Source organism: Enterobacter asburiae (genome assembly GCA_011754535.1).
Lineage (GTDB): Bacteria > Pseudomonadota > Gammaproteobacteria > Enterobacterales > Enterobacteriaceae > Enterobacter > Enterobacter cloacae_N.
This window is the reverse complement of the sequence record JAAQVN010000001.1, coordinates 3,731,528-3,755,278: the sequence shown is the minus strand read 5'-3', so window position 1 is coordinate 3,755,278 and position 23,751 is coordinate 3,731,528. Positions and strand designations below refer to the sequence as shown.

At 44.6% G+C, this 23,751-nt stretch carries 24 protein-coding genes and 1 pseudogene; 16 read left to right on the top strand and 9 right to left on the bottom strand.

What is annotated here, in order from left to right; genetic code table 11:
- Positions 1-265: 265 nt before the first annotated feature.
- Positions 266-622, bottom strand: a complete 357-nt coding sequence (locus HBM95_17770) for a hypothetical protein (GenBank protein ID NIH44761.1) — start codon at positions 620-622, stop codon at positions 266-268.
- Positions 623-1,107: 485 nt separating this feature from the next.
- Between HBM95_17770 and HBM95_17765 the strand changes: the two genes are divergently transcribed.
- The 4 genes from HBM95_17765 (at position 1,108) to HBM95_17750 (ending at position 5,150) form a co-directional block, all read left to right on the top strand.
- Entirely contained in the window at positions 1,108-1,908 is an 801-nt protein-coding gene (locus HBM95_17765; GenBank protein NIH44760.1) for a nucleotidyltransferase domain-containing protein, read from the top strand.
- 244 nt (positions 1,909-2,152) lie between these two features.
- On the top strand, positions 2,153-2,668 hold the full coding sequence (locus HBM95_17760; GenBank protein ID NIH44759.1) for a GNAT family N-acetyltransferase: 516 nt from the start codon (positions 2,153-2,155) through the stop codon (positions 2,666-2,668).
- A gap of 663 nt (positions 2,669-3,331) precedes the next feature.
- Positions 3,332-4,486, top strand: coding sequence for an ATP-binding protein (locus HBM95_17755; GenBank protein ID NIH44758.1), 1,155 nt, complete (start codon positions 3,332-3,334; stop codon positions 4,484-4,486).
- 1 nt (position 4,487) lies between these two features.
- Positions 4,488-5,150: an HNH endonuclease gene (locus HBM95_17750; protein ID NIH44757.1), complete on the top strand. Its 663-nt coding sequence runs from the start codon at positions 4,488-4,490 to the stop codon at positions 5,148-5,150.
- A 205-nt stretch (positions 5,151-5,355) separates the two neighbouring features.
- On the opposite strand, the pseudogene HBM95_17745 reads toward HBM95_17750, so the two are convergent.
- From HBM95_17745 to HBM95_17735, 3 genes and pseudogenes are all read right to left on the bottom strand, one after another.
- Positions 5,356-5,720: pseudogene (locus HBM95_17745) on the bottom strand (integrase arm-type DNA-binding domain-containing protein).
- A 320-nt stretch (positions 5,721-6,040) separates the two neighbouring features.
- Positions 6,041-6,250 (bottom strand): hypothetical protein, encoded by a 210-nt coding sequence (locus tag HBM95_17740; GenBank protein NIH44756.1) that lies wholly within the window; start codon positions 6,248-6,250, stop codon positions 6,041-6,043.
- Positions 6,247-6,615 carry a hypothetical protein gene (locus HBM95_17735; GenBank protein NIH44755.1) on the bottom strand — a complete coding sequence of 123 codons (369 nt, stop codon included), beginning with the start codon at positions 6,613-6,615 and terminating at the stop codon, positions 6,247-6,249. The genes HBM95_17740 and HBM95_17735 overlap by 4 nt, the downstream gene beginning before the upstream one ends.
- A gap of 58 nt (positions 6,616-6,673) precedes the next feature.
- Here HBM95_17735 and HBM95_17730 point away from each other — a divergent pair, with 58 nt between their 5' ends.
- Together HBM95_17730 and HBM95_17725 are read left to right on the top strand one after the other, a co-directional pair.
- On the top strand, positions 6,674-9,478 hold the full coding sequence (locus tag HBM95_17730) for a hypothetical protein (protein ID NIH44754.1): 2,805 nt from the start codon (positions 6,674-6,676) through the stop codon (positions 9,476-9,478).
- A gap of 28 nt (positions 9,479-9,506) precedes the next feature.
- Positions 9,507-10,421, top strand: coding sequence for a hypothetical protein (locus HBM95_17725; protein NIH44753.1), 915 nt, complete (start codon positions 9,507-9,509; stop codon positions 10,419-10,421).
- A gap of 41 nt (positions 10,422-10,462) precedes the next feature.
- Here the strand turns inward: HBM95_17725 and HBM95_17720 are convergent, their stop codons facing one another.
- The 3 genes from HBM95_17720 to HBM95_17710 form a co-directional block, all read right to left on the bottom strand.
- Positions 10,463-11,065, bottom strand: coding sequence for an inovirus Gp2 family protein (locus HBM95_17720; protein ID NIH44752.1), 603 nt, complete (start codon positions 11,063-11,065; stop codon positions 10,463-10,465).
- 296 nt (positions 11,066-11,361) lie between these two features.
- Positions 11,362-11,934, bottom strand: a complete 573-nt coding sequence (locus HBM95_17715) for a recombinase family protein (GenBank protein ID NIH44751.1) — start codon at positions 11,932-11,934, stop codon at positions 11,362-11,364.
- Positions 11,935-12,286: 352 nt separating this feature from the next.
- Positions 12,287-12,499 carry an AlpA family phage regulatory protein gene (locus HBM95_17710; GenBank protein ID NIH44750.1) on the bottom strand — a complete coding sequence of 71 codons (213 nt, stop codon included), beginning with the start codon at positions 12,497-12,499 and terminating at the stop codon, positions 12,287-12,289.
- Between the two features lie 124 nt (positions 12,500-12,623).
- On the opposite strand from HBM95_17710, the gene HBM95_17705 reads away from it, so the two are divergent.
- The 5 genes from HBM95_17705 to HBM95_17685 all read left to right on the top strand — a co-directional run bounded on the left by HBM95_17705 (position 12,624) and on the right by HBM95_17685 (position 16,484).
- On the top strand, positions 12,624-13,490 hold the full coding sequence (locus HBM95_17705) for a hypothetical protein (GenBank protein ID NIH44749.1): 867 nt from the start codon (positions 12,624-12,626) through the stop codon (positions 13,488-13,490).
- Between the two features lie 368 nt (positions 13,491-13,858).
- Complete coding sequence (locus HBM95_17700) at positions 13,859-14,224, top strand: MarR family transcriptional regulator (protein ID NIH44748.1); 366 nt, start codon at positions 13,859-13,861, stop codon at positions 14,222-14,224.
- 30 nt (positions 14,225-14,254) lie between these two features.
- On the top strand, positions 14,255-14,989 hold the full coding sequence (locus HBM95_17695) for an NAD(P)-binding domain-containing protein (protein NIH44747.1): 735 nt from the start codon (positions 14,255-14,257) through the stop codon (positions 14,987-14,989).
- A 17-nt stretch (positions 14,990-15,006) separates the two neighbouring features.
- Positions 15,007-15,771 carry an NAD(P)-binding domain-containing protein gene (locus HBM95_17690; GenBank protein ID NIH44746.1) on the top strand — a complete coding sequence of 255 codons (765 nt, stop codon included), beginning with the start codon at positions 15,007-15,009 and terminating at the stop codon, positions 15,769-15,771.
- Between the two features lie 110 nt (positions 15,772-15,881).
- Positions 15,882-16,484, top strand: a complete 603-nt coding sequence (locus HBM95_17685) for a tyrosine-type recombinase/integrase (GenBank protein ID NIH44745.1) — start codon at positions 15,882-15,884, stop codon at positions 16,482-16,484.
- A gap of 193 nt (positions 16,485-16,677) precedes the next feature.
- Here the strand turns inward: HBM95_17685 and HBM95_17680 are convergent, their stop codons facing one another.
- Positions 16,678-17,463: an IclR family transcriptional regulator gene (locus tag HBM95_17680; protein ID NIH44744.1), complete on the bottom strand. Its 786-nt coding sequence runs from the start codon at positions 17,461-17,463 to the stop codon at positions 16,678-16,680.
- A 149-nt stretch (positions 17,464-17,612) separates the two neighbouring features.
- Between HBM95_17680 and HBM95_17675 the strand changes: the two genes are divergently transcribed.
- Together HBM95_17675 and HBM95_17670 are read left to right on the top strand one after the other, a co-directional pair.
- Positions 17,613-19,205, top strand: a complete 1,593-nt coding sequence (locus tag HBM95_17675) for an MFS transporter (GenBank protein NIH44743.1) — start codon at positions 17,613-17,615, stop codon at positions 19,203-19,205.
- Positions 19,206-19,215: 10 nt separating this feature from the next.
- A complete protein-coding gene (locus HBM95_17670; GenBank protein NIH44742.1) occupies positions 19,216-20,244 on the top strand; it encodes an HlyD family secretion protein in 1,029 nt (342 codons plus the stop codon).
- 256 nt (positions 20,245-20,500) lie between these two features.
- On the opposite strand, the gene HBM95_17665 is transcribed toward HBM95_17670, so the two are convergent.
- Entirely contained in the window at positions 20,501-21,880 is a 1,380-nt protein-coding gene (locus tag HBM95_17665) for a PLP-dependent aminotransferase family protein (GenBank protein ID NIH44741.1), read from the bottom strand.
- A 109-nt stretch (positions 21,881-21,989) separates the two neighbouring features.
- Between HBM95_17665 and HBM95_17660 the strand changes: the two genes are divergently transcribed.
- Genes HBM95_17660 through HBM95_17650 form a run of 3 tightly spaced genes read left to right on the top strand, consistent with a single transcriptional unit; the run spans position 21,990 to position 23,527 of the window.
- Positions 21,990-22,415 carry a GNAT family N-acetyltransferase gene (locus HBM95_17660; protein ID NIH44740.1) on the top strand — a complete coding sequence of 142 codons (426 nt, stop codon included), beginning with the start codon at positions 21,990-21,992 and terminating at the stop codon, positions 22,413-22,415.
- 11 nt (positions 22,416-22,426) lie between these two features.
- Positions 22,427-23,032, top strand: coding sequence for an FMN-dependent NADH-azoreductase (locus HBM95_17655; GenBank protein ID NIH44739.1), 606 nt, complete (start codon positions 22,427-22,429; stop codon positions 23,030-23,032).
- Positions 23,033-23,047: 15 nt separating this feature from the next.
- Positions 23,048-23,527, top strand: coding sequence for a carboxymuconolactone decarboxylase family protein (locus tag HBM95_17650; protein ID NIH44738.1), 480 nt, complete (start codon positions 23,048-23,050; stop codon positions 23,525-23,527).
- Positions 23,528-23,751: the final 224 nt, after the last annotated feature.

The following is a 23,751-nucleotide window of genomic DNA, read 5'->3' as shown; positions in this document are numbered from 1 at the left end:
GTGTTTAAGTTAGGGTAACATTTTTGATGTAGGATATATTATATTAATTAGAATTTAAAATATATTCTTATAGGGTGTGGGAATTCTGCTACTGCGAGCGAAAATATAATAACCTGCTTTATTTTCAATGCGGTTCATCTATTAACCTGATACTAAGGTCGAAAAAATATGACCACGGGGATGGGCAGCCGGACGTTTGCATTAATACTCTCTGTTCGAAGCAATAAAAAGGGCCGCTAACGCGGCCCTGAGGTGAGTGTGTCGGTTACTCAGTGACTTTCTTTTCCAGCTCGCTGGCACCTTCTTTGGTTTTGTTCCAGCCTTTCTCAGCGCCTTCTTTAGTGGCATCCCACCCTTTCTCGGTGCCTTCTTTGGTTTTATGCCAGGCTTTCTGGGAGTCTTCGCTGACTTTGCTGCCAAAGCTTTCGCTCTTACCTTCCGCAGCATGCTGCTGTTTCAGCTTCAGCTCTTCACCTTTGTTCTGCGCTTCGTGCAGTTTTTGCTTCGCTTCGTTGGCGTTTGCGTTCGCCGCAGCGACGGTATCGTCAGTTGCATGTGTGGTCGCAGCAAAAACTGGGGAAGCCAGCAGAACGGCAGATAATGCGATAATTGTTTTTTTCATAATATCCTCATTTAACGTTATCGGTTATGAGCGTGATTCAGCATGGCACAGACGAAGCGGGGTGGCTTTAGGAAAAAACTGTAATGAGATCAATGTGCCTTAATGAGGGGGAGTTCGCCTGAGGATTATCCAAAGGATAAAAAGCCTATTTCAGCAAGGGCGGCGAGGGTCAGGAGAATGAAGAGAATGATGGTTATGGGTCTGTACATTGTGGGGTTCCTTCCGGGTTGGGGCGGCTAATCCGTAGCGCTGGGTGGTGTTTTTTTATTCTGCATAATGGGAGGGGGAGGCGTCGTTGATATTGGTCAAAGGGATGGAGCGCATTCGCATGAGAAGGTGTAGTCCTCTGCATAATTCAATGCAGCCATACGTTACGGTACTGCCTTGTTAAGCCGCTGTGGGAGCCCACATTGAAAATATCTGGCCTGTATATGAACAGCACGATATTCTGTAATGCTTTGTATTTTTTGTGAACAGGAAAAAGTATGCTTAGTACGTTACCCGATTTACACAGAAGTTTTGCAGAGCAACTCAAGCTTAAATTTCAGGCTGATTCGCGTATTCACTCCCTTCTCGCTGGCGGTTCGATTGTTCATGGCGGGTTTGATAAATACTCCGATCTCGATTTTGTCGTTGTCGTAGAGCCTCTCTACTATGACGAAGTTATGGCGCAGCGTCGGTTGCTTGCCGGAACATTAGGCCATCTGCTCCATGCTTTCACCGGGGAACATGTCGGAGAGCCTCGCCTGCTTATATGCCTGTATGGCCCCGAACTCCTTCACGTCGATCTGAAATTTGTCACTCTGGAAATGCTCACTCAACGCGTTGAGGAGCCAGCAGTGTTATTTACCCGTGATAACATTGCTCTGGAGCGACAGATGGCAAAGTTTAGTGCTCACTGGCCTGACATGACACCGGAGTGGTTTGAGTCCCGAGCCTGGATCTGGCTTCATTATGCAGTGGTTAAACTGGGGAGGGGCGAGCTCTTCGAAGCGATTGGTATGCTGTCATTCTTCCGGGAGCAGGTGCTGGGACCTATGCTTTACCGTCGCGCAAATCTTCCGCAACGTGGGGTTCGCCGTATTGAATTCCACGGCATAGATCCTGATGGCCTGCTGACTTCCACGCTGGCGACGCACGATCGTAACTCCGTCAGTATGGCTATCAGGAAGGCTGTTGACGCTTATATCAATCTTCGAGCTGATGTTCTGCCAGAAAATATCGCAGACGATGAGGCGCGTTGGGCGGTTCTTGCCATGCTGAACGCGTATTCTGAGAGAGGTTAAATCCATATTTCCGGTCGCTTACGCGGCCGGAGCAAAAGCGTCATTGCCGTTGCAGCCAATCTCAAAATCCCGTTATGGACATCTCGGTTTAGTTACTGTAATCGATGCTAAAGCCAGGCTCCGATGTTCGGGAAAAGGAAAATTTCGGCGGAGTGCCTTAAGCAGACGTTTCTTACATTGTGTTATGTTGAGTTATTGGGATAAGTTCTTCGAATGTAATACTTTCAAGTAAGAGGAATCGCAGATGGAGTTAGAAACGCCCCGTTTAAAGCTTGAACCCTATAATGACTCTCATTATGAAGGCTTAAGGGTAATGGATAGTGATTCCGGTGTGATGCGTTATATTACCGGGGGTATCGTAAAAACGCCTGAAGAAACCTGGGAAGGTATCAGAAGAGTCCAGGCTCGTTGGGATAAGTACAATTTCTCATGGTGGGCAATCAAAGAGAAGACCTCTGGCGCGATCGTTGGCGCTGCTTGCCTCCAGCACCTGGCAAATGTGGATGGCGCACCATTAGAGATTGGCTGGCGTCTCGTCCCGGAACACAATGGCAAAGGCTACGCAACAGAGGCAGCCAAAGCGATCATTGATTACGCGGTGGAACGGATAGGCGCAACTTATCTGGTGGCGGTTGCCGATCCTGAAAATATCCCCTCGCAGCGTGTGATGCAGAGGTTAGGTATGACTTTCAAAGCAATTGAGCAGCATTACGATGTTCCCTGTGTTGTATATGAGCTTAACATTCGCAGGCCTGTTTAAGTGTCGACTATCCCGTGCAATCGAGGGCATCAGTAAAGACGTAAAGTTCCGGGCTACAAACAACCGGAACTTGAAATACTCATTGTCCAGTAATCGAATTTCTTTTTCTGCTGTTCGCTCAAAGCGGATCTTCGCATTTGTCCGTTAAGTGCCAGAAGCGGCTATTGCTCCTTAAACATGTATTGATAAGAAGTCATCCGTTAAATTTACAGTCTGGCATACCAAAAGAAATTTAAATGTTGACTGTGTGAGGCCGAGAGACATCGTCTAAGGTTCAGGCGTTGATGTAGTGCATTGGAGAAATGCAGTTGCCATATATCAGGCATAACGTGGTGCCAAAGGCTCAAGATTCATACAGAGAGCATGAATGCATATGCAATGAGAATAATTCAACTTGTTGAATTTTGAGTGTTTTTATTCCTGGTGTTGCATCAGAGCTGGCGTCCTTGTAATTGGTGGGGGAGGTGGTTGAGTTTGTTGGGGATTTTGATTTTTTGCGGGGAAGGGAAGGCGCAAAAAATGGGGGGCGATAGTGTTGATATGAAAGGGGGCTAACTTTATTTGACTTAAACTGCGCCGACTCTTTAACAGGCGACAACAAAAATATATAATAGATAAGAATCATAATTCTACTTTTTATGAATAGATAGGATGGATATGACAATGAAAAATATAACTATAATATTAGGTGAAAATGGGAAGGGGAAAACAAGGTATTTATTGAAAGTATTTGAAAGTAAAAAAAATAACAGTTCAATTGCAGTGATATCAAATTCATTAATCAATAAATTCCCAAAGATAGAGTCAAGAAAAATAACCCAGTACTTAATATCCAGCACCCATGCGCAAACAAATAGCTATGAGTCATTTTTATACGGTGAATTCAATAAGATAATAACGCCATTGAATATTAATAGTGCGTTGGATATTCTTGAATATATCGGGTTTGAGCCTTTTTTAAATATAGTTCAAAAGCCGAATTATAAAATAAAAACAAACAATGATAACAAAAATACAATACATAAAATATCAATAGAAGGATCTATAGGTGCGGAATTTAATCAAAAAACAATAACTAAAACAGCAAATAGTGACTATTCTGAGTATATACAAAGAGAGCATTTTTTTAAAATAAACAAAGAAAATATGGATGGTATAAATGAATACAGTAGGCATTTAACAAAAAATGAAATAGTGAAGGAAAAAGTGAACATAGAGGATGATCTTTTTAGTACAAGTTTTTTTTTAATGAAGAAAGGAGTCGAATTCCCTTTGTCACAAGCTAGTTCAGGAGAGCTATACATGCTTGGGATTGGCCTTTTCATTATCAAGTTCATCACTGGGTTTGATAATAATAAGGATGAAGCAATAATATTAATAGATGAACCTGAAAATAGTTTACACCCAAAGTGGCAAAGGGAATATATACAGAATATTATAAATTTTATTGGGAAAAAGTCAGTTGATGTTTATATTGCTACACACTCGCCATTCATAGCAATCCCAAATAATATAGATAATGCAAATATTAGGGTAGCCACAGTTAGCGAAGGAGAGTTAGTGTATGAAAACCCTGGTATTGGATTGAATATTGAAGAAATATACTATGATTACTTTGGAGTCCTTACTCCAAAAAATCGTTATTTATCTGAGTGTTGCGAGACTTTGTTAAAGAAATATACTTTAGGAATAATATCATTTCATGAAGCAAACTCCACGCTGGAAGACATGAAAAATGCATCTACTGATACTCTCCAGATCAGTTTTATAGAAAGTGTAATAGAGCTTCTTTTTAAATTACAAGAAAAGAGATTGTAAGATGCTTTATTTTAGTTGTGCAGACAATAAGATTATAATTGAATGCCTTAAGAAAGGGCATTCATCATGGAATGATAAAAAAATAACCGTATTAAAAGCAAAAATAAAAGAAGCATTAAAAAAAAGACAAAGAAATGTTTGCTGCTATTGCCTGAGAAGCTTTCATGGTGAATTTAATTTTGTTATAGATATCGAACATATACTTCCAAAACACAAATTTGTCTATAAAATGTTTGACTTGAGGAACTTGGCCGCTTCATGCAAAAGATGTAATATGAAAATAAAGGGAAGGCGTCTTGATTTTTTATCAGAAAATTTTCATGATGAAATAACACCTTATAACAAAGAAAGCTATTTGTTTATACATCCAAACGTTGATGTGTTTGAAGAACATATATCCTATACGCATAACCAAAAAGGAAGAGATATCATAATAAAATACGAAGTTTTAGATAATAGCGATAAAGGAAATTTTAGTTATAATTTTTTTAAATTACAAAAGCTAGAAGTTCACACTTATAATCAAGCGCAAGGGATTTATAGTGATGAGGATCAATGGTTAGGAGATCCTGATTTTGATGATGATGATGAAAATATTGCTGAAGCATTTAATGAAATCGAAAATAGCATTGAGTTTTTTGATTCAATATTCAACCAAAAATAGCCAGTCATGATGGCTGGCTAATGTTCATAATTGGACTTTTGGGTTCATATATAGTTATTTTTATAATTCTTCAATGTGAGCAGATTAAATTAAGGTGCGAGAATAGTGCATGACATGCTGGTGATACAGGGTATATATCAGGAGTTTTATTCGCTACGCTCCTGACCTGCTCCCGTTGATTAATACACCCCGATGTTAGTAATGTCTTCACATTCAACCAACGCTCAGCAACTAACAGGAAAGCGTTGGTTTGGCCTCTTGAGAATTTCTCACCTGTTCTTTCTGATGTTCCTGAGGATCAATGTCTTTCGCCAATAAAACTTTAGATTCGGCTCTAAGTTTACGTGCATCAGAAAGCGAGACGGCAGGGTAGGCACCAAAGCTCTGCTTGGTTCGCTGCTTTGTCAGAGGTCGATAGTAACGGAACTGCCAGAGCTTACTGCCGCTGGACTTTATTAACAGAGTAAGCCCGTCACCATCATAAAGCTGGTAATCGGCATCTTTAGGTTAGGCGGGTTTGATTTCCGTCTCAGTTAACGGCTTAGTTTTTCTTGCATGGGGAATCTCCATGCGTTTAGGCCCAACGAAAACAATTGAGCTTTTCGTTGGGCCTATCAATGGACCCAAAAGGTTCGGATTTAATGAGTTCTCTTCGGATTTCGCGGGAAAAATTGCAGGCACAAAAAAGCCCGCAGGGCTTGCGCCGTGCGGGCTCTTAGGACTTCATCGGATGACTCTGGTAATCACCGATGGAGAATTTTGGTGGGCTGGCGGAGTCTGAATTAGTCCGCTAACCACCTGAATTAAAATGCTAATTCTTCAATTCAATTATTCTTTGGTGCCTAAGATGGTGCCTAAAACTAATTTTCATTTTATCGGTCCGCTTGGCCTTATCTTACAAGGCTACTTAGGAGAAGGTGAGAGCTGGTTTCCACAATCACCTCGCCGGGTTCCTCCGCGATACGCAGCGTAAGCCCTTGAGCATTAACGGCAGCTATCAGCTCCGCGATCTCAATACCGTCAACATCGACCGTGATTTTCCCCATGTTCAGCGCCAGCACATTGATGCTGTCAGCGTTAAGGTTCAGGCGGATTTTCACTGTGCTTCTCCTCCCTGATACCGGCCCGTTGTGATGCGGGTAATGGTGCTGTAGCCGCTGCTTACTATCAGTCCGGTCGCACGACGGGCACGCAGAATGTCGATGGCACCAATCAGTGAAGAGCGTTCGGTGAGGCTGAAACAGCTATGGTCGGTGCGCACCAGTTCATACCTTTCCACAATGAAATTGACAGCATCGCACAGGGAGATACCGTCGGCGACAGCAATGCTTGATAAGCTGATCGCTGAGGACCGACGAGCAATTATGATCCTTGATAATTGCCCATCAGAACTCCATGCTTCACTTGCTAGCAAGGTATCAGCTGCAGGAAAAGAAGTAAGTCTCATCACGATCGAGTACGACATTAGGGATGACAAACCACAGACAACTGAGGTCATCCATATTGAGACAGATGGTCCAGAGGTGGCTGAGCAACTTCTTATCCGTCGCTTCCCATCTATTGGTCAGAATAATGCCCGTCGTATTGCTGAGTTCGCAGATGGGAATGCAAGAGTTGCTTTGGCTATAGCGGAGAGAGGGGAGGAAGGCGAGAGTTTGGCTCTACTTTCTGATGCGCAGTTGTTTAATCGTTTGTTTGAACAGCGTAATCAACCCGACGGTAATTTACGGGAGCAAGCTGAAATATTGTCACTGGTGTATTCATTCTCGGTATCTAGTCAAGATGCTGCTACCGATGAACTGGAAATATTAGGGGCGCTCTTTGAGTATTCCAGAACCCAGTTATTTAAAGCCGTTACGAAGTTGATGGAACGTCATATCGTTCAGAAAAGATCTCACTGGAGAGCTATCTTACCTCATGCCATTGCTAACAGATTGGCAGCATCCGCACTCGACAGTATTCCCGTTGATCAACTTAGGGCGACTTTTGAAGCTCCGGATTGTGAGCGTTTATTAATGTCTTTTTCGCACCGCTTGGGGTTGTTGCATGACCATCCTGTTGCGAAAGAAATTGTAGAAGCCTGGCTTCAGCCTGAAGGGATGTTAGGAAGAATAGCCGAGTTAAATGATATTTCGTTACGAATACTTGGGTATATCGGACCGGTTGCACCTGAAGCATTGCTCAACAGAATTGAGGCTGCCGTACTCTCATCATCTGATTTCAAAGGTATGGAGCCGGGCTACAATCCGCAGCGACGTAGTATTCTGCGTCTTTTACAATTGATGGCATACGAACCGAATGCCTTTGAGCGATGCGCCAGGCTTCTTATCCAAATGGCAGAGGACGAAGCCGATAATAATAATCTGGATTCTGCTCTAAACATGGTCCCAAGGTTTTTCCAGGCGTATCTGTCTGGTACTCATGCATCCCTGAGCCAGCGTATTGCTTTAATGAACGAATGCATTGCATCAAGCACTCTTACGCGTAGATCTTTGGGCTTCAAGATGCTGTCAACCGCCTTGGATGGCCCTCCGTGGTCAGGGTTTGGAGTTAGTGAGTTTGGAGCTCGACCAAGAGACTATGGATACGAACCCAACTATGATGAACTTGTTGAATGGCGCAGCGCCTTTATTGACGTCATTATCCAATTAGCGGCATCCGGAGATCCTGAGCTTGAAAAGCCTGCAAGATCAATCCTGGCTGACAAATTCAGGGGAATTTGGTTTCAAGAAGCAATGCGAGACAAACTCATCGATGCTGCCCGTACATTAAATGTTTTAAGTCCTTGGGGGGAAGGTTGGAAAGCCGTTCGTTCAACGGTTTATTTTGACTATACCAAGCGTAGCGATGGAGATGATGTTGAGCAGTTGCCGGATAATCTTGCTGCCTTAGAGAAGGAGTTGGAGCCCATTGCGTTAATTCCAACAATAAAGACATACGTGTTGAGTAAAAATCATGATTATTGGGCACTGGATGCGGATTTTGATCATGAGGACTCCGATAAATATACCGCAGCTGGAAAACGACTTGAAGCTAAAGCACTTCAATTGGGACAAAACTTTGCCTCATCAAATCATGTACTTGAGGAGTTAGGAGCAGATCTGTTCTCCATCGGTGGAATGCCTTATCGTGCTGGCTTTGGTCGAGGACTTGCTCGAGGGGCACATGATCTACGTATTGGCTGGCAGCGACTTGTTGAACAAATTGAAAAACAGCCAGATGCTAACAAAGACTTTGGAGTTATTGGGGGATTCATCGAAGAAGTTGACTCTGTCGATCCATCATTAGCACAGAAGTTTCTCGACCAATGTGCGCAGCATCCTGAACTGCGACAGGTATTGGTTGGCTTGCATCCTTGGGGGAAATTTACAGTAAATGATTTGGATCGCTGCATGAAGCATTTGGATGATCCAGACATTAGCCCTTTTATGTATGAGCCAATTCTCTGGCGAGACCAATACGCCAATTTACCGAGAGTCCGTTTACTTGATCTTGCTAAGCGCCTCCTAAATAAAGTTAGCGGCGACGATGTTATTTTGGATGCACTATCCATGAAGCTTCATGGTAAAGATGAATCTGCAGATACACTCGGTGCAGACTTTCGATTAATCTGTCTCGCAGCAGCTATCCAGAGGATTCAAAACAGCGACAGAGACCAAGGGGGGGCAATCGATTATCGCATGGAACAAGTTATCCATGCTGCATTGCGTTTCGATGGTAATGACTCAAGAAAAATAGAGTGGTTGGACACAATATTCAGCGTCATTGATGAACATTATGGATATGTGTCTGGATTTCATAAAACTATAGCTACAACTGCTGCATCGATGCCAGAAGCATTTCTCAATCGCATTTTTGAAGGTACTGAGGAACAGCGGCAAAGAAGACAATTCTTTATTAATCGTGGTGGCTTACGCACTTATCCCCTAGCAAAAATAAATACAAGCGTTCTAATTGCATGGTGCCGCGCCAGAAATGATCCCTTTGTTTGGCCCGTTGTAGCTGGTGGAATAAATCTTTGGTCAAAAAATGGTGAGCAGAGTGCACTGACCATACACGAAACGGCTATAGAACTTCTAGAGGCGTCACCTGAGCCACTAGCTGTACTGGAGTCTTTTGCTGAGCGCATTACTCCATCATCCTGGACTGGTAGCCTTGCGAACATAATGCAAGCTAGATCAAGGACTATCAGTACACTGAGCCAACATGAGCGTCCTGATATCGCCGAGGCTGCGAAAGTAGTTTGCGAAAAAATGAAGAAGTGGGTGGAACGTCAAAAAGAACGCGAGTTACGGGAAGATAGTGAGAGGGAACAGAGGTTTGAATGACGGTTAAAAGCCTAACAAGGAGAAAGTAATGGAGTCTGCACGTGATAAACATACCCGTGAGATTGTAGAAGCAGAGGATCTGTGGCTACTTGATAGCGTTGATACTGAAGGTTACGTGTGCTGGGGGTGTGGTATAACCATGCATCCTGCTGCATGGGAAAAAGATAAAAAAGTCAGAGCCTATTTTAAAAAGAAACGACATATTCAGCATCATCCAGAATGTGATGCTGATGCTGAAAGCACAGTAATTCGCCAAGGCCAGAAGGCCAGTGTCCGCAACATACTGGACAGTGCTCCGGGGTTAATGCCCTCGGGGCTAAAGCTGATCGAAAAACGCCCAGTTGTTGAACCAAGTTTCTCTGGTGATGAAAGTAAATCCAGTTCGACACGTTCAGCATCCTCACAATCTGGTGAAGGTAATTCACCCGAACGACAATCCCGGCGTCAAGTGAATGCTATTCGCAATATTTGCCGTGCCTTCATCCGTTTCCCGCATGACCGGGGGATGTCGCTTAACGTTCCAGGAATCAGTGGTCAAATCTACATGACGGCATTTAAAAAGCTCCGGAATGAGGTTCAACCTTACCCTGAGCCGAAGATCTTTTATGCATCACTGCTCTGGAATAAATTTACTGAAAATGATGAAAACCTAATCATTCCGCTGTCTGGTGAATGGGGAAAAGATGAGGAAGGTAAACCTAAACCTACCCGAAGCTACCAGATCTACATCGAATGGGCTAGCTGGTCTAAAGCCAAGCGTACCGTGGTTCGTAAAGAGCTGGAAGCAGCTCGCACAGAGGCTATCGAAGCTAAAGGTAAAGGGCTGAAAGATAAAGCTTGGATCTTTTTTATCGGCGAGCAAAATGCAGAAAATCCGGAGATCTTTTACGTTAGCGATTATCGACTCATCTGCGCGATTGTAGGGCACATCACTTATCCCTGATGTGAAAAAGGCCTTCCCTAAACAGGAAGGCCACATTGAAATTAAAGATCGATTTGGTAAGAACCGAAATTACGATATCCTTCACCCAAAATCTTGGTCTCTATTTTAGCGAGATAATCAAGGCGGTTCAGCAGCTCCTGATAGTGGCATTGGAAGTCTGGATGATTAGAGTTTAGTACATAACGGCAGTTCTCTGGAAAATGCACCAAGCCTCGATAATCGTCCAGATGTAGGCCCATCGCGCTATACCAAGATCCGGTGATCATTGCTCTTAGCGTATTTTCTTGCTCATAATCCCCGAGATGGTAATAGGCATCTTTGTTAAACAGCAGGCAAAGGTGGTAATGGCATTTACCCGATAATGAAAATTCTCTCGCCCATATAATAATTACTGTTCCTCGGTGTACACGTTTCCCTTCTCGCTCTTTTCTCTGAATATCGGCTATGAGCTTAGCCTCCATTGATTTGCACATACGGCTAATTTCACCAGGTTTCAGGTTATGAAAGCAGCAAATGTTATCACCGTTGTCAACTATCCCCGGAAAATGAGTATCAACTCTGAACGCAACAACTCTTTGGTGCCTGTTCGTAATCAAATTCAATGATTGATTGATTATTGATCGGTAAAGTTCAACATAACTCATATCAGAATTCCTATGTGGTTAGTCCTACGGTCTTTAAAGACCATATTAATGATTGCCACACAGATAAGACTGTACATTGTCTTTGATTCAGATATATTCAGGCATCAGAGCATCGTATCCCCATACTGTTGTGATCTGATAATTACTTGATTAATAATACTGCTCTTAGATGACTATTAGTCATAGCTAAGAGTAGATTGCCATTATAATACCTTTCCAACATCTAAATTTTAGACAAAGACAGTCCTGGCCTGTGGTGGCTATATTAAAGTTACTCTCTAATTAGCTTGTTTTTGCTAAGTAATAAATGTGTTTTTCCAGTGGCGTTTGACTGTTGAAATACTGATTCCTAGAGTTTTAGCTGTTTGTATCTGTGTATGTCCTTTTAGCTTAAGTTTTAATATTTCCATCTTATGTTTACTTCCCTTTTTTCTTCCTAACGCTTTTTTCATTGTCCGATGCCGACTCCTTGTTGACTTAAGATTATGAATGTCGACTTTTTTTTGGACTGTTATCAGAAATGACATGCAGCATTCAATTGCTGGCTCAATTCTAGTGCGAGGATGGTAACAGTAGACATTTATCTCCTTTCGAAAAAATAAAAATAAAGCCTCCTCTATGTCCTCAACATTTCTTCCCAGACAGCTTAAATCAGTAATTACAATGGTGTCACCACGGTTCATTTTTGTATTAATGAGCTCCTTTAAAAGCCGTTGTTCTGAAAATGGTCGTTTAATGTCAACAATTTCAATAACAATATTCTCTGAGTCTACATGGAAAAAATCGCATATTTCTCGAAAAACAGTATGCTCTCTAACTCCTTTTGCTCCAGCAGAGTCAACACAAGCGAAGTAAGCAAAAAATTTCATTGATTTGAATCCGGTATCATTAATTATTTTTTGACACGTCAGACGCCTCTGGCTTTGAGGGCGCAAAAAAGCATTTGATGACAATTGGCATCCTCACAGTGTTATCAGTCTAAGACCAAAAATGTTTGATCTTGATGTTTCTGCCAATTGTCCTTTTCTTCTTGAATTGATACTTGTAAAAAGTGTCAATAATGTATTTTTGAACCTCTATTCAATTGGTTTGCAAGTTGATTTTTTTTAAGGTTCAACCGTCTCAATCGAATGATGCCTCCGCAATCTCGTATCGAAATTTAAATGAATTATTCTGTTTTTATGGCTGAGTTAATGGCCTTTACTTGCAATTCATTAAGACTCAGTAACCCACTTGACTACGGAGTAAAAGCCACTCGTCTAACTCAGCTTCCAGCCAGCCGATAGATTGCTTACCCAGTCGACGCTGTTTGGGAAACGATGCATCGTAGCGCGAAGATTTTGGATTGAGCCAATCATAGATGGTGGAGCGGCTTATGCCCATTTTGCTGACGACGTCGGTTAAACGAAGGATTCTGACGTTGGATGTGTTCATGTTAAGTTACCTTGCATTAGTTCAGTTTGGTTGTGTAAGAGTATGATCAAAGGATTTTGCAAAAAATCCGGGTAGCAAAAAGACATTTTTTACAAGACTTAACTTGTTGATATATGGTGGATTAATGTTTTCTGTATCTGAAATTTGTGAAGAAATTAGCCAGAAAAGAAAGGAAGTCTCTGAGGAGATGTCACACTGCAAGTGGGAGAGATATGCTGAAATACTTGATGAAAGCTACTCGGTAATGCAAGAAGAACTAGCCAGAATGAGAGAACAGTACTGGAAATCTGCAAAAGTGGGTACGCGTGTAAGGTTGTACTCAGAACCTCATCTTCGGGATTATCAAAGTCACACTGTTAATGGGATGTTACAGCTCAAAGAGGAGTACACAGAATTATATGATCCTGTACAGGAGTGCTGGCGAGACTTACAGAGTCGTATTTATCGGGAGACTTTTTTTCCATTAATTATCGAGCCCATCAGAATTGATGACATATTTTTTGCGCATCTTTTTAATGCTTCAATGTTGTATCAATGGGGGCAGTCGGTAGCATCGGAAAATGAATGCATCGCGCTAAGGGCATTAAATACCTCTTTTAGTCTATTTGATAAGTGTATCGGAATGGTTTGGTTCAAGGTTTACATTGATAAACAATCAGAACTATCAGGCGTTAGAGTTAAGGCTGGAAAGAAGGGGGGGGAGAAGAAAACAGAGGTATACATTGTTATTCAGAGGAAATTAGTAGACCTTATAAATGAACTTGCACCACAAGGTGGTTGGAAAAGTAAAGCTGCGGCAGTGAATGACCTTATTGACCCCTTATGGGAATATGTTGAAGAATCAGATTTTGTGATTAACAATCAAAGTAAAAAATACCGATTAGCAAATGCAAGCCAAGATGCATTAGCGGATACTATTCTAAAAAATTGGTCACGAAACGTTGAGAGTGTCAGACTAGCATTCGATTCTCATGTACACAGAAAAAAATAATCACCTCGTAGCTGAAGCTCTGCTTTGTAATTTAGATAAAGTGAATTAGCTCAAACTTGACTGGCACTGTTGCTGCACAGGGCTTAACCTAAACTGACAGTCCGCTCAGTGCCAGAAGCGGACCTGTTTGAATAGCCTGGAACGATAGTACCCGTCAGTCTGGAGACTTCTCAGCCTGCTTTGTTGTCATTGTCATACCGCACGAATTACTCATTCATCACTCTTTAACTGATTAAAAGTTTGTTATATGGTTTTATCTAGTGCACTATATAATCATCTACAAGATAACGGATTGGCATATGAGCATGCAGTCACGACAGGAAATAGGGACACAACTTTCGTTTGCCCTCTATGGTGCGGCGAGCCGCATGAACCGGTTACATAAGCCGTTGCTGGACCCGCTTGGGCTAACCTTTCCCCAGTATCTGGTCATGCTGGAGTTGTTTAACGGAACCCCACGCACCGTGGGTGATATCGGGAATAAGCTCGGCATGGATACCGGCACCATTACCCCCCTTCTCAAACGGCTTGAGGCTGCCGGACGCATAGTTCGCATGCGGGATCGCGCTGACGAAAGGCGAGTCCTCATTACTCTTACGGATGACGGGCTCGCTTTGCAAAGCGAGCTGTGGCACGTAACCGAAAAAATCAAATCAGCCTGTCAGTTATCGGATGCGAAGCTCGAGGAGTTACGAGATACCCTCAATAACTTTGCCCATCCCGCTGATAACTGATCATCCTCCACTCAGACAAAAGGTACTGGTATGAAAATAGGCATTATTGGCGCTGGAAACATTGGTGCGACTCTGGCACATAAGCTCTCTGTGCAGGGCCATGAGGTCAAACTGGCTAACTCAAGGGGACCGGAAACAATTGCAGAGATTGCGCGAAGAGCTGGGGCACTGGCGGTTGAGCGTCAGGAAGCCGTACGAGATGTGGATGTCATCATCCTCTCTACGCCCTTTGATAAGCATGCTGAACTGGCTGAACTCTTGCGTGATGTTCCGGAGAGCGTGATCGTCATTGATACGTCTAACTACTATCCCTTCCGCGACGGGGACATTGAAGATATCCGTGAAGGCAAACCTGAAAGCGTGTACGCCAGTGAAATAGTCAAACGCCCTCTTGTCAAAGCCTGGAACGCTGTTCTGGCCGAGACGCTTAAAGATAAAGGGCTGGTTGCCGGTTCACCCTCACGTATCGCTATTCCGGTTGCCGGCGACAGTACGGTAGCAAAATCTGTTGCACTTGAACTGGTCAGTCAGACCGGTTTCGATGCAGTTGATGCCGGTACGCTTAGCGAATCATGGCGGCAACAGCCCGGCACGCCAGCCTACTGTACTGAGCTAAAAACCGGAGAGCTTGAAGCAGCCCTTAAGGCAGCGGATAAAACTCGCGCTCCACTAAACAGAGATGCGTTGATCAAGGAGTTTATGTCTGCAGGCGAACAACTCACTCATGATGCCATCGTTAAACGTAACCGTGCAGTAACGGCCTGAGCCAAAAAGGGGATGTTATGATTAATTATGAAAAGTACCGGATTGCTGTTCTGGGAACCGGCCATATCGGTAAAACGCTTGCTCGCAGTCTCGCCTCTGCCGGTCACTCCGTTAAGGTTGCAAATTCACGTGGGCCTGAAACGATAGCCCCCGACGTGCTTGAAACGGGCGCTGAAGCAGCCGATGCAGCCAGTGCAGTACAGGATGCACAGGTTGTCATCCTGTCCATACCTATGGCAAAGGTTGCGGATATCGCGCCTCTGATCCGGACATTACCCAGTCATGTTATCGTTGCTGACACGTCGAACTATTACCCACATCGCGACGGAATCATCGATGGGTTCTCAGATGGTCAGGTCGAAAGCGCGTGGGTAGCGCATCTCCTGAACCGTCCACTGGTGAAGGCCTGGAATGCAATAGGTTCAGATTCTCTCGCTACAAAAGGTAAAGCAGAGGGTACAGCAGGACGTATTTCAATTCCGGTGGCAGGGAATATCGTAGAGCACAAAAAATTGATTATGCGTCTTGTCAGTGATACGGGGTTTGACGCCTTCGATGCAGGTACAGTTGAGGAGTCATGGCGTCAACAACCGGGTGCACCTTGCTACTGTACTGACCTCACATTTGATGAAATGAAGTCAGCGATCGCCGCAACGGAAAAAACACGGCTGCCTGCGCGTCGGGATATTGCTGTTCAGGCAATTCAGGAGCGAATGGGCGATAAGCAATCCAATCCGACTGCAGATTATATTGTTCGATTACACCGGGCTCTTTTTATGTAATCCGTAAGCCATATTTCATTTATCGATGTATGAGCGAAAATGCAAACATCTGCTCTTCGCTCATAAGAGACAACCATACTCAAATCTCCCACATTGCAGGAGATTTGAGTATGAACACGTCACCGTGGAATAAAGACCGTATCATAGGCCAAAAAAGACCACTTCAGATATCTCATATCTGGGGGATCCGAATCCGGCTTGAACTGGAAGGTAAAACGCGTGATTTAGCTCTGTTCAATATGGCCTTAGACAGTAAGCTACGAGGCTGCGATCTGGTGAACCTCAAAGTATCTGATGTTGCATATGGTAGCTCGGTTTCAAGCAGAGCAACGGTGCTGCAACAGAAAACCGGTAGCCCTGTGCAATTTGAGATAACCAAAGGGACAAGAGAAGCTGTTGCTGCATTGATAAAGCTTGGCAATTTGCACAGTAAAGACTTCTTGTTTCGGTCTCGGATCGGAACTAACCGGCACATATCAACCCGACAATACAGCCGAATTTTTCATGGGTGGGTAGAAAAGCTTGGTCTCGAAGCTTCGCTTTACAGCACACATTCCATGAGAAGAACAAAACCTTACCTGATATACAAGAAAACCAAGAATCTTCGGGTGATCCAACTTCTGTTGGGCCATAAGAAACTGGAAAGCACTGTCCGTTATCTAGGCATCGAAGTCGATGATGCGTTAGAGATCTCTGAATCGATTGAAGTCTAAGGTTGTCAGGGCTGCAACAGCAGCCCTGTGCCAAAAGCGGAAATAGCTAACAGTACTTAGTGTTAATCAACGCGAAGCTGGTCAAGTCCATTACTAACTGATCGTTGTATCTAATATTGGGGCAGGTCGGGCCGAGCCGGGCTGTGCAAGCTGCCTAACAAATTTCGTTGAGAACATTAATTCCTGTTGTTAGTTATTCTCCTACCGAAATTGTTCTTCCAATTTCATTAACTATCGCCTCCTTGCATTGCATGAGTTCTTTCCGATAAAAGGTTTCATGTTTATGGAAACGTGCCGCTGGAACTAATAATGAGATAGAAAAACGACCAAAAAGTGTGTCTAACGCTACTGCTATCGTGCAGACGCCCTCAAGAGTTTCACCCAGATCTATAGCCAGCCCATTGGCACGAACATCAGCGATCAGCTCCAGAAGCTGTGGAAGAGTTTTAACTGTCATTCCGGTTAAATCTTGATAGGCATCGCCTACCAGTATGCGGACATCTTCATCACTTTCCATAGCCAATAACACACGACCGCCGGAAGTACTGTAGAGCGGCAAATTAAGTCCAATACGAGGTACAACACGTAATTCACGTGATGCTACAACGTAATGGACGATTGCCAGCTGGGTACCACTGGCACGTGCCAGGGTCACTGTTTCATTAATATTGGCCGAAAGCTGCTCCAGGAAGGGACGTACAAGATCCACTACATCGCTGTGCACACTGGAAATAAGTTTGAGTAGTGCTGGTCCCAGACGCAGACCACCTGCACCGCTGCTACGCACAAGTTGAGCACTGTCTAAGGCCGCGACAATACGCTGCACCGTTGATCGAGGGAGAGCAACCTCCTGCGCAATTTCCCCCAGACTCATGCCGCCTGGGTGTTTACCCAGCACATTCAAAATTGCAGCTGCACGCGCAATAACCTGAATCCCAGCGGGTTTTTCATCCTCAAAGCTTGAAGCGTTTACGACCATATAGAGCTCCTTATTTTCCGGTGACTGACAGCCTGTTACCTCAGTCCATCTATTAATTATCACATTGCAATGGACGCTACCACAATGTAAGATGCCACAATGTACCACAATGCGGTACATCGTATCGATTTAATGCACGAGAACTTTGTATGAATGCACAGCGTTCTACCCAACCTTCGCCCCCCTTTACCTGGCGCCTTGCAATGGGGTTTGTGGGTGTACTGATTGCAGCCTTGACCTCCGGACTTAATGGTCGGGTTATAGATATAGCGCTTGCGGATGTGCGTGCCGGAATTGGCGTGACTTATGATCAAGCCATTTGGTTCACATCTGCCTACCAGGCCGCGGAAGTAGTGGCGATGATGATCGCACCATGGTTTGCTGTGACTTTTTCGCTGCGTAAATTCGCGCTTGCTTGCGCTGGCGGTTTTATGGTTTGCGGCATACTTTTACCCTTACTGCCGAATGCGCCGTTGTTTATTCTCTTGCGAACGATACAGGGCCTGTTTAGCGGCGCACTCCCTCCGTTACTCATGACGGTGGCGCTACGTTTTCTGCCACCATCGTTAAAACTTTATGGACTTGGAGCTTATGCTCTGACTGCGACTTTTGGTCCAAATGTGGCCCCTTCACTGGCGGCATTCTGGACAGATGATGTGAGCTGGATGTTCATGTTCTGGCAAGTGGTCCCCGCCATTTTGATTTCGATGCTATTTATTGGCTGGGGTTTGCCGCAGGACCCGATTCACCTCGACCGATTTAAACAGATCGACCTGTTCGGTATGCTTACCGGCTGTTCTGGTATGGCGTTTTTAATAATCGCCATCACTCAGGGTGGACGTCTGGACTGGTTTGAATCGCCCTTATTTAATGGCCTGTTATCCAGCGCCGTCGTGTGCCTGGCGATTTTCCTGATTAATGAATGGTTTCATCCCCTCCCTTTGTTCAAATTACAGATGCTGGAGAGAAGTAACTTTTCATATGGCCTGATGGCGCTCGCTGTAGTGTTGGTACTGGCACTGGCTGGCTCGGCTTTGCCGTCCAATTTCTTTGGTAAAATTGAGGGCTTTCGAACAGTGCAATTTGCCCCGCTGGCTTTGACCATTGGGCTCCCGCAGTTAATTATCACCCCGCTTGTTGCCGCACTGCTTAGTCTGCGCTGGGTTGATTGTCGCTGGCTGATAGCTTTCGGGATTGCTCTGATGATTTCTGCCAGCCTGATGGGTATGCAGATAACCAGCGACTGGGTACGCCAGAATTTCTGGGCCATACAGGTTCTGCAGGCGATTGGATTACCGTCAATTATTTTACCGTTGCTTATGAGCGCAACCAGCGTGGTGGCTCCCCCGGAAGGACATTATGCCTCTGCTATGTTCAATACCGTACGTGGTTTTTCAAGCATCGCTGCTGGCGTATTAGTGGAATGGTTTATAAATCACAGAGAACAATTTCATTCTAATGTTCTGGTCAATAACGTAGCCAACCGCCCATGGTTGATATCGACACCGGTCAGTGAGCAGGCCAGCAGCAGCACCCCTTTATTACACGACGGCAGCATCAGCAATACCGAGAACATCGCGGGATTTATCACCTTATTAAAACATCAGGCAATTGTTCTGAGTCTGGGCGATAGCTATCTGCTGATGACTGGCTTTGCCGTCCTCCTGTTATTACTCACTGTCTGGCTGCCAAAACGTGTCTGGCCGCCCCAGACACGTTTTCAACCTGCCATGACTGAATAGAGGTGGTTAAATGAAATTTTCTGTATCCAGAAGGACGATTCTGCTCAGCGCATTATTAATCCTGATGATGACGATGATATTTTTCGTATGGTCGACAATGCTGAATAATGATACCCGTACCAATGATGCCTATGTGAATGCGGATTACACACTGGTAGCACCAAAAGTATCGGGTTATATCAAAAATATCTATGTCGCCGATAACCAACGGGTTAAAGCAGGGCAAACACTGGCCACGCTGGATGACCGTGACTACAAAATAGCGCTTGAAATGGCGCAAGCTAATTTGCAGCTTAGTGAAGCAAAACACCTGAGCAGCCTTGCACAACTGGAGCAACAACAATCCATTATTGCCCAGACAAAAGCGACCCTTTTAGCCAGTCAGGCATCGGCGCAGTACGCCAGTCAGAACGCTGAACGTTTTAACAAGCTTTATCAAAGTGGTACCGTCGCTGCGGACGATCAACAAAAAGCTCATTCAACGCAGCGTTCTGCATCCGCAGTCGTTCGTCAGAACGAAGCTGCTCTGACCTCAGCAGAAAAACAGGTAGGCGTGTTGAGGGCCGCATTACGTCAGGCGGAAGCCGATGTTGCAGTCGCGCAGGCAAAGGTCAGTCAGGCGAGGCTTAACCTTTCTTATACGCGTATTGTTGCACCAGTCGATGGAATGGTAGGCCAGCGTTCGGTGCGCCTCGGTGCCTACGTTAACGCAGGGACACGTCTGCTGGCCGTGGTTCCGCTACATCAAACTTACATCACTGCCAATTATCTTGAAACACAGCTGGCAAATGTTCAGCAGGGGCAGAAGGTCTTAATTAAAATTGATGCCATGCCTGGCAAAAAGTTTACTGGACATGTCGATAGTATCGCTCCTGCAACCGGCGCAACGTTTTCAGCCATCCAGCCAGACAATGCAACGGGTAACTTTACTAAAGTCGTCCAGCGTTTACCGGTGAAAATAGTGCTGGATGGTAATCAACCCGATGCAAAATTATTGCGCGTCGGGATGTCAGCCGTTCCTGAAATTGAGATCCGCTAATATTCCAGATATTCTCAAAACCCCGCTCTATTTTTGAACGCCTGGCTTAGAAACGGTGTTCCCGTTAGCTATACGTAATATCCTGGAGAAGATATATGGCACCGACACCAGACTAAATTCCTGTTAAAAAACACATGTACTATCACGATCATATTTAGTCGACCCTCATTTACAGGGAGTGATCGACTAAATATTTTTATCAGGCAACGATACGGTTAAACAAGAGATTATTATTCACGCCTGGCTATCAAAAAGCTTAATGCTGCATAAGCGCCAGTGTTTTTTCCTTAACCCGCTCCAAAATTTTCTGCGCCTCTTCGGTTGAGCGAATATTAGTGTATCCAATTACTAACCCATAACGTTTTTGTGTCTGCGCATACCAGCTCGAGAGTGGCCGGACGTAAAGCTCGTGTTGTGTCCATAATGCAGCTAATGCAATATCTTCAATACCGCGTTGCAGGAAGGCAACAATATGCATCCCGCCATCTGTAAGCTCAAATTCAAATAACCCTGGAAAGCTCGTTTCAATTGCTTCAAGCATCATGCGACGCCGCTGCTGATAGAGTAAGCGCATCTTTTTTATATGCCGGTAGAAGTGTCCTTCGCTAAGGAATTGCGCAAGTATTTTTTGCGGCAGTAATGGCAGACCCGTTTCAAGGATTTCGCCCAGTTCACTGAAACGGGCTACCGTCTCCTGTGGTATTACCATATAGCCGATACGCATAGCTGGCATTATCGTTTTACTAAACGTACCGGTATAAATAACCCGGTCATGCATATCGAGGCTTTTCAACGCCGGGATTACTTTTCGTGTGTAATGAAACTCTCCGTCGTAGTCATCTTCGATTATCCAGCTACTGTTTTGCTGTGCCCAGGCCAGCAACTGATGCTTACGCGGTAATGAAAGGCTAACTGCGAGCGGACTTTGATGAGTGGGTGTAACGATAGCGAAGCGTGCATCGTTGTGATAGCGCTGAAGATAATCAACATCCATGCCCTGCCGATCAACAGGTATATAGTGCAGATTGGATGCCATTCGCTTCAATAATTGCTGACCATAAAAGTAGCCAGGATCTTCAAACAGCACTTTATCTTCAGGCTGTGCAAGTACCGACAGAATTAACCGTAAGTTGGCCCGATAGCCGCTGGTAACAAAGATTTGCTCCGGTCGGCAATTCAGTCCTCTTGAAATATTGAGATAACTTGAAATGGCCTCACGTAGCGGCTGAAAGCCCATTACCGGGGGCATGAGCATTTCTTCCGGACGAAGACTTCGCGCCGCTTTTCCCGATATTAGTAACCATTTTTTATGGGGAAATTCATCCAGGGCAGGGATTCCGAGCCTCAGATCACCCTTTCTTTCAGTAACCTGTGTGTTAAGTGAACAAGACGATACAGCGTTGTCTGCGCTGACCGTTGAGGTCAGCCTGAGCTCTGGATTTATATAGGTCCCCTTCGCCCCCAGACTCACGAAATAGCCTTCTCCAATAAGAATTTCATACGCAGTTTCTACCGTTTTTCGCGCTACCTGCAACTCGCTTGCTAGCGAACGAATCGAGGTAACGCGCGCTCCCGGTTTCAGAAGACCGTCCTGAATCTGCTGACGATAGCGGGCATAAATCTCTTTGTACCCCATTAAATGCACCTTTAGATGTCCTACCAATTAAGTCCAATAATGGCCCTTTTTAACCAGACATACAAGATTAAGATATGGCTATTAACTAAGCCACTCAATATGAGGCGTCATGAAGATTGAACATTACGACACCGCTACTGACCTTGCTCATTGCTTTGCGCTGATGCGGGAACTACGCAGCAAACTGACGAATGAGAAACAATTTATCGCCCAGGTACAGCGCCAGCAGGCGCAAGGCTATCGGCTTGCAGGACTGGAGCAGGATGGCAAACCAATGGTGCTGGCCGGTTATCGACTGCTTGAAAATTTTATTCACGGGCAATTCTGTTACGTCGACGATCTGGTAACAGTGAGCGAGGCTCGCGGTCAGGGGATGGGTGCAATCCTGTTGAATCACTTAGCGGTCATCGCACGTGAATACGGTTGTGGTCAGATGGTCCTTGATACCGCCATTAGAAATTCAGGAGCCCAGGCATTTTATCAGCGTGTCGGATACACCGCCCTCGGCCTGCACTTTTATCGCGATCTTAACTGAGGAAAAGAATGATGAAACTGCTTCACATTAAAGTCAGTCCGGATTTATCAGGATCGGCATCCCGCGCGGCGTCTGAACGCCTGGTAGAAAAATTACGTGCGCATCATGCCGAGCTTGAAGAATCAGTTCTGGACCTGGCTCAACGACCGCTACCACATCTTGATGCATTTACCATTGCTGGTTTTTTTACCCCACCAGACCTACGCAGTGAAGCTCAGCTCACCGCTATTAAGACTTCGGAACAACTGGTAGATCAGCTTTTTGATTGTGACACACTGGTTATCTCATCACCGATGTGGAACCTCGGCCTGCCTTCGGTGCTGAAGGCTTGGTTCGATCATATAACCCGCGCCGGACGAACTTTCGCCTTTACGCCAGAGGGCAAAAAAATAGGACTAGTCAGCGGCAAAAAAGTGTATTGCGTTGTCGCCAGCGGCAGCGTATTTGCCCACGGTCCATTTGTAGCAGATGACCAGTTCACGCCCTACATTCGCGTAGCGCTTGAATATATTGGCATTACCGACGTGCAATTTATTCGGGTAGACGGCACGCATGACCCCGTCGCTCGTACTACAGCGTTACCTCATGCACTGCAAACCATTGATCGTTTATTTTAAAAAGAGGATTACAATATGTCGTCACGTGTGAATCATTTTAAAACCATTCCTGCACTGGCTAAAACACTTGCCGATGCTTCTATGGCATTAGGAAAAATCTCACTGGATAAAAAACTTAAGCACTTAGTGGATATCCGTGCCTCACAGCTGAATCATTGTGCGTTTTGTCTGGATATGCATGTTAAAGAAGCAAAAATGCATGGGGAGCGTGAACTGCGTCTTTATCACGTTGCAATCTGGCGGGAATCGCCATTGTTCAGCGCCAAAGAGAAAGCTGCTCTGGCACTGACTGAAGCGTTGACACGCATTGGTGATAATGGTGTAAGCGAAGCGCTTTACAGCGAATTGCGCGAACATTTCTCTGAAGTGGAAGTATCAGAGTTAACATTCACCATTGCTGTAATCAACGCTTGGAATCGTCTCCAGATTTTATCACAGATGGCACCAGGATCGATGGATAGCGCTTACGGTCTGGATCGTGCTGAATTACATTAATAAATGTCCGTCAACAACACTTCTTGTTGGCGGCTTTATTTTTTAATTATAAGCTTACATATGTTGTAATAATCGCACACAAATAGTATTCATAGTGTATTTTTAACCTAATATTATACATTCTTAAAAGAATATTAAGATCGATTATATTCATCATTAGCTGTTAAAAAAGTAAAAACCGCCTTTCGGCGGTTTTTACTTTGGGGGAAATGAGTAACCAATCG